The sequence below is a fragment of the Shewanella rhizosphaerae genome, assembly GCF_019457655.1.
Lineage (GTDB): Bacteria > Pseudomonadota > Gammaproteobacteria > Enterobacterales > Shewanellaceae > Shewanella > Shewanella loihica.
This window is the reverse complement of record NZ_CP080420.1, coordinates 1,633,031-1,646,138: the sequence shown is the minus strand read 5'-3', so window position 1 is coordinate 1,646,138 and position 13,108 is coordinate 1,633,031. Positions and strand designations below refer to the sequence as shown.

11 protein-coding genes are annotated in these 13,108 nt (G+C 55.1%); 5 read left to right on the top strand and 6 right to left on the bottom strand.

The window, feature by feature from the left end; genetic code table 11:
• The first annotated feature begins 64 nt into the window (after nucleotides 1–64).
• The 4 genes from K0I63_RS07330 to K0I63_RS07315 all read left to right on the top strand — a co-directional run bounded on the left by K0I63_RS07330 (nucleotide 65) and on the right by K0I63_RS07315 (nucleotide 5,377).
• Nucleotides 65–703: a TRAP transporter small permease gene (locus K0I63_RS07330; RefSeq protein ID WP_220073564.1), complete on the top strand. Its 639-nt coding sequence runs from the start codon at nucleotides 65–67 to the stop codon at nucleotides 701–703.
• On the top strand, nucleotides 703–2,100 hold the full coding sequence (locus K0I63_RS07325; protein ID WP_220083006.1) for a TRAP transporter large permease: 1,398 nt from the start codon (nucleotides 703–705) through the stop codon (nucleotides 2,098–2,100). The genes K0I63_RS07330 and K0I63_RS07325 overlap by 1 nt, the downstream gene beginning before the upstream one ends.
• An 83-nt stretch (nucleotides 2,101–2,183) precedes the next feature.
• Nucleotides 2,184–4,007 carry a sensor histidine kinase gene (locus K0I63_RS07320; RefSeq protein ID WP_220083005.1) on the top strand — a complete coding sequence of 608 codons (1,824 nt, stop codon included), beginning with the start codon at nucleotides 2,184–2,186 and terminating at the stop codon, nucleotides 4,005–4,007.
• Nucleotides 4,008–4,009: 2 nt separating this feature from the next.
• Nucleotides 4,010–5,377, top strand: coding sequence for a sigma-54-dependent transcriptional regulator (locus tag K0I63_RS07315; protein ID WP_011865241.1), 1,368 nt, complete (start codon nucleotides 4,010–4,012; stop codon nucleotides 5,375–5,377).
• A gap of 40 nt (nucleotides 5,378–5,417) precedes the next feature.
• On the opposite strand, the gene K0I63_RS07310 is transcribed toward K0I63_RS07315, so the two are convergent.
• Nucleotides 5,418–6,635: an MFS transporter gene (locus K0I63_RS07310; protein ID WP_220083393.1), complete on the bottom strand. Its 1,218-nt coding sequence runs from the start codon at nucleotides 6,633–6,635 to the stop codon at nucleotides 5,418–5,420.
• 200 nt (nucleotides 6,636–6,835) lie between these two features.
• Here K0I63_RS07310 and K0I63_RS07305 point away from each other — a divergent pair, with 200 nt between their 5' ends.
• Nucleotides 6,836–7,726, top strand: a complete 891-nt coding sequence (locus tag K0I63_RS07305) for a LysR family transcriptional regulator (RefSeq protein ID WP_220044807.1) — start codon at nucleotides 6,836–6,838, stop codon at nucleotides 7,724–7,726.
• A gap of 29 nt (nucleotides 7,727–7,755) precedes the next feature.
• Here the strand turns inward: K0I63_RS07305 and maiA are convergent, their stop codons facing one another.
• From maiA to phhA, 5 genes are all read right to left on the bottom strand, one after another.
• Complete coding sequence (maiA, locus tag K0I63_RS07300; protein WP_220083392.1) at nucleotides 7,756–8,400, bottom strand: maleylacetoacetate isomerase; 645 nt, start codon at nucleotides 8,398–8,400, stop codon at nucleotides 7,756–7,758.
• Nucleotides 8,401–8,495: 95 nt separating this feature from the next.
• A complete protein-coding gene (locus tag K0I63_RS07295) occupies nucleotides 8,496–9,482 on the bottom strand; it encodes a fumarylacetoacetate hydrolase family protein (protein ID WP_011865237.1) in 987 nt (328 codons plus the stop codon).
• A gap of 246 nt (nucleotides 9,483–9,728) precedes the next feature.
• Nucleotides 9,729–11,273: a transcriptional regulator TyrR gene (tyrR, locus tag K0I63_RS07290; RefSeq protein ID WP_011865236.1), complete on the bottom strand. Its 1,545-nt coding sequence runs from the start codon at nucleotides 11,271–11,273 to the stop codon at nucleotides 9,729–9,731.
• A 233-nt stretch (nucleotides 11,274–11,506) separates the two neighbouring features.
• Nucleotides 11,507–11,845 (bottom strand): 4a-hydroxytetrahydrobiopterin dehydratase, encoded by a 339-nt coding sequence (locus K0I63_RS07285; RefSeq protein ID WP_011865235.1) that lies wholly within the window; start codon nucleotides 11,843–11,845, stop codon nucleotides 11,507–11,509.
• Between the two features lie 46 nt (nucleotides 11,846–11,891).
• Nucleotides 11,892–12,689 carry a phenylalanine 4-monooxygenase gene (gene phhA, locus K0I63_RS07280; RefSeq protein ID WP_220083004.1) on the bottom strand — a complete coding sequence of 266 codons (798 nt, stop codon included), beginning with the start codon at nucleotides 12,687–12,689 and terminating at the stop codon, nucleotides 11,892–11,894.
• Nucleotides 12,690–13,108 lie beyond the last annotated feature (419 nt).

Below are 13,108 nucleotides of genomic sequence, written 5' to 3'. Positions count from 1 at the left end.
ATAGGAAAGCATTGAGGCCGTTTCCATGGCATTCGGCCTCTTTCCTATCTAAGGAGTCTTAGAGATGATGTCTCGCTTTTTTTCTCATATCGAAGAGGTGGTACTTAACGCCTTGATCACCGCCATGACCCTATTGGTCTTTGTCGAAGTGATCGCTCGTTTCTTCTTTAACACAGGTTTCCTGTGGATCCAGGAGCTAACGCTCACCATCTGCGGCTGGTTCGTGCTGTTTGGCATGTCCTATGGCGTCAAGGTCGGCGCCCACATAGGCGTCGATGCCTTCGTGAAAAAACTCCCCGCCCAGGGACGTAAGTACACAGCCATACTGGCCGTGGCCATCTGCCTTATCTACTGCGGCATGTTCCTGGTCGGCAGCTGGGATTACCTGGCCAAGATGTATCAAATTGGCGTGCCCATGGAAGATATCGACTTCCCTCATTTTCTGATTGGCGGACTGGACGGCGACTTTGCCTGGGAATACCTGCGCATCGACGTCGAAGAGCCTGCTGTGCCGCTGTGGATCTCTCAAAGCATACTGCTCATCGGCTTTATTCTGCTTACCTGGCGCTTCTTGCAGCTGGCTCTTGCCATCATCACCAATAAAACAGACGGCTTTGCCTTTGCCGATGAGGCCAAGGAGAGCATGCACCTTATCGATCAAGAGGCCCAGGCCGACGACAAGCAGCCGGGAGACCAAAAATAATGACTATAGCAACCCTCTTTATCAGCCTGTTTCTCTGTATGCTGCTGGGCATGCCGATCGCCATCGCCCTCGGCTTCTCCAGCATGTTGACCATATTGCTCTTCTCCGATGACTCACTGGCATCGGTTGCCTTGAAACTCTATGAGTCCACCTCGGAGCACTACACACTACTGGCGATCCCCTTCTTCATTCTGTCGTCGGCGTTTCTCTCCACCGGCGGCGTCGCCCGTCGTATTATCGACTTTGCCATGGACAGCGTAGGTCATATTCGCGGTGGTCTCGCCATGGCCTCTGTGATGGCCTGTATGTTGTTTGCCGCGGTATCTGGCTCATCCCCCGCCACGGTTGCCGCGATTGGCTCTATCGTTATCGTCGGCATGGTTCGTGCTGGTTATCCTGAGAAGTTTGCCGCAGGGGTGATCACCACCTCGGGCACCCTGGGAATTTTGATTCCGCCTTCTATCGTTATGCTGGTCTACGCGGCGGCAACGGAAGTCTCGGCGGCGCGTATGTTCATGGCGGGGCTTATCCCCGGCCTGATGATGGGACTCTTGTTGATGCTCGCCATCTATATCGTGGCCCGCATCAAGAAGCTGCCTTCCCGTCCCTTCCCTGGCTTTCGGCCCCTGGCCATATCGAGCGCCAAGGCGATGGGCGGCCTAGCACTTATCGTTATCGTGCTCGGCTCCATCTACGGCGGTATCGCCAGCCCGACCGAGGCGGCGGCCGTTGCCTGCGTCTACGCCTATTTCATCGCGGTATTTGGTTATCGTGATATCGGCCCGCTGAAAAATGTCAGCTGGCGCGACAGCGGTGAACCGCTGATCAGAGCCGTGCTGCGTAACCTTGGCTTCATGGTGCTGGCGGTTTTCAAGACCCCGGCCGACAAGGAGATCCGCCACGTGGTGCGCGATGGTGCCAAGGTCAGCATCATGCTGCTGTTCATCATAGCCAACGCCATGTTGTTCGCCCACGTGCTCACCACAGAGCGCATTCCGCATCTTATTGCCGAGACCATAGTGGGCATGGGACTGCCGGTATGGGGCTTCCTCATCATAGTCAACTTGCTGCTGCTAGCAGCGGGTAACTTTATGGAGCCATCGGCCATCTTGCTGATCATGGCGCCCATCCTGTTCCCTATCGCCACCCAGCTGGGAATAGACCCTATCCACCTGGGGATCATCATGGTGGTGAACATGGAGATAGGCATGTTGACGCCGCCTGTGGGGCTCAACCTGTTTGTGACCGCAGGGATCACCGGCCGCAGCATGGGATGGGTTATCCACTCCTGTATTCCTTGGCTGGCGCTGCTGCTCTTCTTCCTGGCGCTGATCACTTATATTCCGCAGATCTCTCTGTTCCTACCGGAATATATTGATAAGTTAAACGGTTATTAAATCACTTGATTTTGCTTAACAATTGGGCGAGTCTGAAACGGGATCTAATCGGTCCCCTTTCAGATTCGCTTTTTCAATTGGACATGCCTTATATGTCGAAAATTATAACAAGAAGAAAATACCTCGGCGTCGGCTTCATCATACTCCTGGGCCTCGCCTTTACCCTACGGGTCGCCTACTGGTTCCATCTGGAACATGGCTATGAGATGACGCGGCAACAATCCAACGCCCAGATGAAGGAGCTGCTGAGCTTCCTCTCGGGCTCCCTCAGTCGCTATGAGAGCATCCCCCATGTGCTCTCCACCAACCCGCTGCTGGCCAGTGCCCTGTTAAAACAGGACGATCCCGATACCATCACGCCACTCAACCGCTATCTGGAGGAGATCCAGAGCATCACAGAGGCGCTGGATATCTATCTGGTCAATATCGACGGCGATGCCATCGCCGCCAGCAACTGGCAGCAGAGCTACTCCTTTATCGGCAAGAATTACGCCTTCAGACCCTATTTCAAGGATGCCATCGAGGGCAAGATGGGCCGCTATTTCGCCGTCGGCACCAGCTCGAACAAACGCGGCTACTACTTCTCCTACCCCATCTACAGCCACGGCTATCCGGTCACCCCCAGCCAGGGCGAGGCCAAGGTGTTAGGGGCGATAGTGGTCAAGGTCGATGTTACCGAGATAGAGCAGCAGAGCACAGGCATGGCCAGGGGCAGCAACTATGAGTTCGCCATCAGCGACCCGGACCATATTATCTTCCTCTCCAGCCGACCTGAATGGCGCCTCACCGCGCTGACGCCTGTGACTCATCAGCTCAAGCAGCGCATCGAATCCTCGAGACGCTACGCCAACCGTGAGATCAGTCCGCTGGCGATCGAGCCCCCCTTCGCCCCATCCCTGGCGGCAGACTATCAGATCTATCAGATAGGCGATAACAAGCGCGGCGCCGAGTTTATGGATAACGCCGCCTACATGAGCGACGCGGGCTGGCAGGTGCATATCCTCTCGCCCATGACGCCCATCTACCGCTCGCTGCCGCCACTGCTGCTGCTCTATGGCGCCCTCTATCTGCTGTGCGCGCTGGCGCTGTTATTCGCCATCGAGAAGCGTAAGAACACCCGCCGCATGCAACAGGCCCATGAACAGTTAGAACAAAGGGTCAAGGAACGCACTCAGGCGCTGGAGACCAGCCATCAACAGCTCAAAGAGGCCCAGGATGAGTTGATCCAGGCCGCCAAGCTGACGGTGATCGGCAGCCTGTCGGCCAGCATCAACCATGAGATCAACCAGCCACTGGCGGCGATTCGCAGCTATGCACAGAACACCCAGACCCTGCTCTCCCGCGCCAAGTGGGACGATGTCTCCAGCAACATAATGACCATCATAGAGCTCACCGACCGTCTGGCAGCCATAGTTTCGCAGTTTAAGAGCTTTACCCGTAAGAGCCAGGGCAACGACAAGGCGATTAGCGTGGCGCAGTGCATCAGGGATGCGCTGACCATAGTCCAGCCCGAGGTGGACAAACAGGGGATAGATCTGGTGCTCAACAACACAGAGTGTCAGACGCTGCTCTGGGGCGACCCGATTAGGCTACAGCAGGTGCTGATCAACCTGATGAGCAATGCCATGGTAGCCATGCGCGCCAGCAACCCGAAACAGCTGATCATAGGTGTGGTGGTGAGCAATCGGCTGGAGATCACCATAGAAGATACAGGTACTGGCATAGACGAGAGCCAGATGCAGAAGATCTTCGACCCTTACTACACCAGCTCGCGCCAGGGGCTGGGCTTGGGGCTGTCGATCTCCCGGCGTATCGTCGAGGCGATGCAGGGTAAGATAAGCGTTGCCAACCGCAAACAGGGCGGCGCCATCTTCCAGATCACCTTGCCCATACATGCAGTAGGATAACGATGCAAAATCAAGTTTTTAATCAATACGACATCTTAATCGTCGATGACGAGCCCCTGATAGGCTCGGCGCTGGTACAGCTGTTTGAACTGGAATCCTACCGCGCCCTGGCCCTCACCGACGCCAAACAGATTGGCCTGGGCCTGCCCGACAACTGGCCGGGCATAGTGATCTCAGACGTGAACATGCCAGATATTGACGGCCTGTCGCTGATGCGCACCCTGCTGGCTCAGGACAAGGATATTCCCATCATACTGCTGACCGGCCACGGTGATATCGCCATGGCGGTGCAGGCGCTGAAACAGGGAGCCTATGATTTTATCGAGAAACCCTTTAACAATGAGCACATGCTGGATATCGCCAAGCGCGCGCTGGAGAAACGCGCCCTGACCCTGGAAAACCGCAGCCTGAAACGTGAGCTGGAATCCCAGAGCACCCCAGGGCCGCGCATTCTGGGCCACAGCCCGGGGATCAAGCAGATGCGCCACATCATCCATCAGGTGATCGACATGCCCGCCGATGTGTTAATTGAAGGCGAGACAGGCACGGGCAAGGAGCTGGTCGCCCGCTATCTGCATGACCATAGCCCTCGAGCCGAAGCCAACTTCGTTGCCATCAACTGCGGCGCCATCCCAGAGACCATCATAGAGAGCGAGCTGTTTGGCGCCGAATCTGGTGCCTTCACCGGCGCAGATAAGACACGTATCGGCAAGTTCGAGTATGCCAACGGCGGCACCCTGTTTCTCGACGAGATTGAGAGCACGCCGCTATCCTTGCAGGTTAAGCTGCTCAGGGTGTTGGAAGACAGGAAGGTGGAGCGCCTCGGCTCCAATAAGAGCATAGACCTGGATATTCGCATCATTGCCGCCACTAAGGTGGATCTCAAGAGTCTGTGCGACACCGGCGAGTTTCGCCAGGATCTCCTCTATCGCCTCAATCTGGTGACAGTGCCGATTCCGGCCCTCAGGGAGCGTCGCGAAGATATCGGTCTTCTGTTTCTGCATTTCGCCCGGGTCGCCTCGGCCCGTTATCACAAGGCGCTGATCCCCCTGACGGCCGAATACACGGCCCAGCTGGTCTCCCACGACTGGCCCGGTAATGTCAGGGAGCTACGCAATCTGGCCGAGCGTTATGTGCTCTTAGGGCCAGAGGCGGCCTTTGCCACCTCCCTAGGACAGAGCAGTCAACTCAACGCCAACATGTCGCTGCAGCAGCGGGTGGAGTTTTTCGAGCGCCTGCTAATCGAAGAGGCGCTAAGTAACAACAAGGGCAGCATCAAGCTCACCATGGAGCAGCTGGAACTTCCGCGCAAAACCCTCTATGACAAGATGCAGAAGTTCGGCCTCAACCGTAAGACCTTCATCAACTAATCGAAGCCTAGGCGTTAGCCCGCCGTTAAGCAGAAGTCCATTAACCCGCCGCATCTAACAGCGGCGTGCGCGGCCTATGGGTGCGCTGCAGCATCACCACCAAGAGGATCACGCCGCTAAGCAGGGTCAGGCTGCCAGCCACCACGCCGCTCCAGCCCCAATGCTGCCAGAAGGGCAAGAGGAAAGGCCCGCCCAGCGCCGCCCCCAGATAGTAGCTACACAGGTAGAGCGCCGTGGCCTTAGCCCTGTGCTGCTGGGCGCGCTGGGCTACCCAGGCATTACAGACGCTGTGGAAGGTGAAGAAACCAAAGCTCGACAGCAGGAAACCTATGACGATGGCGCTGCTGGTATCCCCAAGGGTCACCAGGCTACCGACGCACATCATCACCGCAGAGAGGATAAACAGCGGCTGACGTCCCAGGCGGGTCACCCACTTGGCGGAGCGGAACGAGGCGTAGGTGCCGCTTAGATAACAGAGGAAGATCAGGGTGACCTGAAACTTACCCCAGCCAAACGGCGCCTGCATCAGGTGCAGCTGGATATAGCTAAATTGATTGACCATCACCATGAAGGCCAACGCCCCCAGGAGGTAGAGCTTCACCAGGGTGGCATCGCCAAGGTGCAGGCCAAAGCCCTTGAGATCGGCGAGGCCAAAACCGCTCTTGTGTTGGCGGCGACGGATCCGCACCCGGTCGAGTCGCGGCAGTAAGATAAGTACACCGACCGCGCCCGCCAGGGTCAAGACACTCACCAGCCCCATGGCCTCTACCCAGGTCAGATACTCTGTCATCAAGCCGCCGAGCAGGCGCCCGGCGATGCCCCCCAGACTGTTGGCGCCGATATAGATGGCCCCCGCCTTAAGCAGCACGCTGGTATCGAGCAGATCCTTAAAATAAGCCATGGCGATGGCGGGCACCGCCGCCAGCAGTATCCCCTGAAACAAACGCACCGCCACCAACGCCGAGAAATCCTGCACCCAGATCAACATGAGATCCGCCACCACAAGCAGCGCCAGGCTCCAGAGCAGCGGCTTACGCCTGCCTAGCTTGTCAGACAGGGTGGCATAGAAGAGCAGCGCGAAGGCCATGGAGAAGCTGGTCACAGACAACAACAGGGTGGCGTGGGCCGGCGACACGCTAAAACTGGTCGCGATCAGCGGCAACATCCCCTGCACCATATACAGGTTGATGTAGATCACCACAGAGGCCAGAGAGAGGCCCCAGATCAGGCGAAGTTGTAGTGGACGGCTGGCGGTCATGTTGTCGCGCTCAATAGGATAGATAGACACAGGCTAGCACCGGCGCTAACATAACAAAAATAGATTATAACTATGATGTCGATAATAACTTGTTATAGATAATTCCGATGACTAATGCTTGAAAACAGTCTGCTAAAAAGCGCTTAAGACAATGGTGCTAACTCAGCGTGATAGATAAATGCAAGAAGGTGTGGTGAAAGATGGATATCAAACAGCTTAGGCAGTTCGAGGCGCTGGCGACCAAAGGCAGCTTTACCCTGGCGGCCAAGCAGCTCAACCTCGCCCAGCCCGCCCTGAGTCAGGGGATAAAACGCCTCGAAGAATCGCTCGGGGTCACACTCGTCAACCGCAACAAACACTATCGCGGTCAGGATGGCAGCCGCCTCACCCTCACCGCCGAGGGCGAGGCGCTGGCGCAACACGCCAGGCTGATCCTCAAGCAGGTCAAACAGGCCGAGGCCCATATTAAGTCCATGGCCAACCTCACCAAGGGCGAGGTGCGCATCGCTGTGCCCGGCATGCTGGGCTCCTACTACCTGCCCTCTCGCTTGATGGCCTTCAGGCACAGGTATCCGGATCTCAAGCTCTCCCTGTTCGAGGGCGGTACCCGCGACAGCCTGCGCATGTTGCAAAATGAAGAGGTGGATATCGCCATCATCACGGGCCAGGATCTGCAGCCTAATTTCGACAGTCATCTGCTGCTCAGAGAGCAGATGGTGGTGGCCGTGGGAGAAGATCACCCCTTGGCGGAGCACAAAGGAATCACCCTGGAGCAGTTTTTCGAGCAGGAGCTGGTGATGTTTAAACCCGGCTATTTCCACCGCGAGTGGATGCTGTCTCAGGCCAAGGCGCTGGATCTCGAGGTGAATATCGCCTTCGAGACTAACCTTATCAACCTGATCAAGCAGGTGGTCGCCCAAGGATTTGCCATCACCAGTGTGCTGGAGATGGTGATAGAGGCCAGGGATCCTATCCGCGCCATCCCCTTCTCACCTGCGGTGCATCTAGACCTACATATTGCCTGGAATAGAGAACGCCCCATCGGCCTTGCCGACAGGGCGTTCGTCGAGTTCTTGATGAATAACCCTTAGCGGGGTGCTAACGGCTTCATGAGACCAATCTAACTGGCATCGGCCTGACGCTCGGGCGCCGCCAGCACAAAGGCCTCGAGCTGATGGCAGTTATCCCAGATACGGCGAATGTTGGGATAAGCGCCTAAGTCGACCTTGAAACGATTGGCGTTATAAACCTGAGGGATAAGGCAGAGATCCGCCAGCGTCACCTCATCACCATAGCAGTAGGTGCCGGCGTGCTTTTCCAGTTGCTTCTCGAAGGCGCTAAAGCCTTGGTGGATCCAGTGATGATACCAGGCGTTCTTGGCGTCCTCATCCAGCTCAAGGGTGTTGGTGAGATACTGCAACACCTTGAGGTTATTCAGCGGATGCACCTCACAGGCGATAGAGAGTGCCATGGCGCGCACCTCGGCTCTCTCCTTGGGATCTTTTGGCAGCATCATGGCGCCGCCATACTGCTCGTCGAGATATTCGATGATCGCCAACGACTGAGACAAGACAAATTCGTTGTCGCCCTCGATCAGGGTTGGCACCAGCTCTTGGGGATTGAGCGCAGCGTACTCAGGCAAGTGCTGCTCGCCGCCATTCTTCACCAAATGCACGGATTCGAGCTCTGCATCCAGTCCCTTCAAATTCAATGCGATACGCACCCGATAAGCGGCGCTGGAGCGCCAGTAGCCCAATAATTTCATCACATGGCTCCTTTTCTCTCTCCGCCCATTGCCCGGCGGCTGTTACAAAAACGGGGCAACCTTGGTCGCCCCGAAGTCTCAAAAGTTTTTTAGAATTAACCTTTGTACTCAACAACCTGCTGATCGATGGCACCAAAGATAGATTGCTCATTTTCATCCAGCATCTCGATACGCACGCGATCGCCGAAACGCATGAATGAAGTCGATGGCTTACCGTCGCTGATGGTCTCCAGCATACGGGTCTCGGCCAGACAGCTAGAGCCTGCGCTACGATCATAGTTAGAGATGGTGCCAGAACCTATGATGGCGCCGGCGCCCAATGGACGAGTCTTGGTGAAATGGGCAATCAACTGACTGAAGTTAAAGGTCATGTCGATGCCACAGTTTGGCTTACCAAACAGCTCGTTGTTCAGATGGGTGATCAGCGGCAGATGCACCTTAGACTCATGCCACTTGTCACCCAGCTCATCAGGGGTGACGGCAACAGGTGAGAAGCTGCTGGACGGCTTAGACTGGAAGAAACCGAAGCCCTTGGCCAGCTCGGCTGGGATCAGGTTACGCAGCGACACATCGTTCACCAGCATCAGCAGCTTGATATGTTTCTCGGCCGACTCTGCGTCTATGCCCATAGGCACGTCGTCGGTGATCACCGCCACTTCAGATTCGAAGTCAATGCCCCACTCTTCGCTGGCCAGCTCGATATCCGCCTTAGGTGCGATAAAGCTGTCAGAACCGCCCTGATACACCAGAGGATCTGTCCAGAAGGTTTCTGGCATCTCGGCGCCGCGGGCCTTACGTACCAGCTCAACGTGGTTCACATAGGCGCTACCGTCCGCCCACTGATAGGCACGTGGCAGCGGTGACAGACACTTGTTCTCGTCGAAGTCGACCGTGTTGTCGAGCACGCCTTGGTTAAGGGCCTCATAAAGCTCTTGCAGTTGCGGCTGAAGCAGATCCCAGGCGTCGAGCAGCTGCTGCATGGTGTGCGCGATGGCCGGTACCGCAACAGCCTTGGTTAGATCTTTACTCACAAGCATCAGCTGACCGTCACGACGGCCGTTGTTATAACTTGCTAACTTCATACCCACTCCTTCCGAATTCTTCTCTTGCCAGACCTTAGGGGCGCGCCGCTAATGGGTCTGGGACTATCAATTTGGCATAGAAATACCCTATGCGCCTCAAGATAGGAATAGCGTGATACAAATCACACTCCTTCCCTTAACATTCAAATTTGTAAACAATTCATGACAGGCAGCGAGATCCCCAAATTCATGGGGTTTCGGCCTTGTCTCTGCCTAGAAAACCGCCAGCCAACTGGCAATAAGGTTTTACATCCCTTTTTGCTTGCTGATCTTATATTCTCTCAGCTTGTTGGCGATGGCCGTGTGCGACACCCCGAGTTTCTTCGCCAGCTGGCGGGTACTGGGGTACGCCGGATAGAGGCGTCTGAGCAGGCTCGCCTCAAACTGTTTCATCGCCTGATCCAGACTGCCCTCAAACTGATGATCGAAATAGCCAAATCCCTCGGCGTATGACGGTAGCTTGAGCTGATCCACAGTCAGCTCCGCCGAGCCATCCCACATGGATACCGCACGGAAGATGGCGTTTTTCAGCTGACGCACGTTACCCGGCCAGGCGTAGCCCAGCAGATGCTCGCGGCATGGGGCCGAGATACGACGAATAGGAATAGACAGCTGCTGACTGTAATGCTCGAGGAACATCTCGGTCAGGGGGATCACATCTACCTTGCGCTCTCTGAGCGAAGGCATATGGAAACTGAGCACATGGATGCGATAGTAGAGATCTTCGCGGAACTCTCCAGTCTGGCACAGCTCGGCCAGGTTCTTCTGGGTCGAGCAGATGATGCGCACGTCCGAGCGCACCTCCACATCGCCGCCCACCCGGCGGAAGGTGCCATCCTGCAGCAGACGCAGCAGTTTGACCTGGGCCGCCTTGGACATCTCCGCTATCTCGTCTAAGAAGACGGTGCCGCCCTTGGCCTCCTCGAAGAAGCCACGCTTGACCACCTCACCACCGCTGACATAACCGAAGAGCTCCTCTTCGGCGGCGCTGTCTGGCATGGCGGCGCAGTTAATCGCAATAAAAGGATGCTCACGACGCATGCTAGCATCGTGACAGGCTCTGGCCATCAGCTCCTTGCCTGTGCCCGTCTCACCAGTGATCAACAGAGGCGCATCGAGCTGGGCCATGCGTCTGGCCTGCACTAACACCTCTTTCATCTTGTCACTGACCGCCAGCACATTCTCAAACCCTGTGGTCTGATTCTGTAGGGCGTTAAACTGCTTGCCGACCCGTGCGGGCGACTTGAGGGAGACTACGGCGCCAGCCAAAATGGTCTTGTCGTTCTCGTCGGGCAGATAGATGGGCAGCATCTCGGCCAGGTATTCGCTCTGGCCTATGTTGACCCGGGTGGCCTGGGCCAACACCAGCGGCTCGCTGAGCCAGCGGTTGAAGTTAAAGCCCTGCACCCAATGATTGAGGGGTTCGTCGAGCACCTCGTGCTCACCCATGTTGACAGTCATTAGCGCCGACTCGTTGACGATACGGATCCGCCCCTTAACATCGATGGAGAAGACCGAATCCGGCAGCGTCTTCAACAAGGTCTTAAGTGCGTAATGCTCCTGCTCGGAAGGCATGAAAGAGACGGTGCGCACATCGTGCACCCCTTCCACCTTCCTGATTAACGGCAGCAGCTCGCTGAGCACATCAAAGTTGACCTCAGCAAACTGCAGATAGAGAAATCCCTGGTTACTGGCGTCGATAGCTATCAGGTTAATGCCATAGCCTTCGAGGATCACCAGAATGTCTTTTGCTAGACCCACGCGGTCGATGCAACTTACTTCTAAGCGCATACCCTTTCGTCCCTTTTTATATTTATTACTTCACGGTTTTTGGGATTATCGCGAGCATGGTTGCGTCTCATGCCAAAAAAAGTGTGACACGCCACGCAGAAATGCCGATAAAACGCCTATACGTTAGAGTGTAATGAGATTTGTGGCAAGAGTTGTTTACACCGGATTCGAAAAGCAACCAAAAAAACAGCGCCATAGCTAGGCTATGACGCTGTTTTTAAATAAATTTTAACTTAGTCCAATAACTGGTCTGTCTTGGCCGCCATGATGAAATCGTTGCGGTGCAGCCCCTTGATCGAGTGAGACCACCAGGTCACGGTGACCTTGCCCCATTCGGTTAGAATGCCGGGATGATGGAACTCTTCCTCGGCTAAGTCTGCTAATTTATTGGTAAATTCCATCGCCAGCTTAAAGTTTTTAAACTTATAGACACGCTCAAGCTGCATGATGCCGTCACGTACCTCGACGCCCCAGTCAGGGATCATGCGGATCAGCTCGGCCAACTCGGCATCGGTCACCTTAGGCGCGTCGGCCTGGCAGGCTTCGCATTTCATTTGGGCTAATTCAGTCATACTTCTTCCTTCTGATTTTCTTATCTGGCTCTATTAACTGGCTTGCTTAACTGGCTTTCGATTTGGGCTCAAACATGGGGGCATGTAGCCCTAACTGACGCGCCTTGGTCACGGCACCCATGATGTCCATTTTGACGATTTCGTCTAAATAATCAATTGAATCAATAGCGTAATAAATTGGCTGCATGATATCGATTCGATAAGGGGTTCTTAAGATATCCAACAGATCGAAAGGCTTCACCACCGGGGTGTCGCTCATGGCGTATAGCGTCTCACCTGGCGAGCTTAATATGCCGCCACCGTAGATCTTCAGCTCATCGTTGGCCTGACGGATCAAACCAAACTCCACGGTAAACCAGTAGAGTCTGGCGAGAAAGACACGCTCCTCTTTCGAGGCGGCCAGACCCAACTTACCGTATTCGTGAGAGAAACGGGCAAATGAGGGATTGGTCAGCAGCGGGCAGTGACCGAAGATCTCGTGAAAGATATCGGGCTCCTGCAGGTAGTCGAACTCCTCCTTGCTGCGGATAAAGGTGGCAACCGGAAACTCTTGGTTCGCCAGCAACTGGAAAAACTTCTCGAACGAGATCAGCGCCGGTACGGCGGCCGTCTTCCAGCCCGTGGCCTGTTGCAGCACAGCATCGATTTCGCCGAGCTGCGGGATGCGATCTGCAGGCAAGGCAAGATCTTCGAGCCCTTTCAGATAGGCATCACAGGCATAGTGGGGCAAATTGCCCTTCTGTCTGTCGTACAGCGCTTGCCAGATCTCATGTTCATTGTCAGGGTATTGGATGACCCCTTGGCTATCAGGCAGTCTGGCCTGATACGTAGTTTGTTTACTCATGATAAATACAACACAAATGACTGCTCCTGCCTCCATATTTGACTAAACGCCAGAGTTTGTTAACAGGATCACACTTTATAATTTGGCTGCCGCGCCGCTCAAGATGTAACCTCAAATTTACATCAGGCAGACTTTAAAAAATTAAATCGTTTTTATTTAAATACTTATAACAAATCAGACATGTAACACTCTTGACACAAATGCCGACTTTGACATCAATTTCATCTGCTTACCCCATGAGACAAATTTTTATGTAAAGGTATTTTGCTTACTCTGCTCAAACCAAGTTCTGGTATCCAGCACGCCTCTAATGGCGTCAGATTAGGGCTAAGGCCGACGCCGACTAGTTCGACGGATACCGAGAAGCTAGCGGCCAAAGCGCCTAAATCTCCTGGCTTTTCAGGGCGTTTTTATTAGAA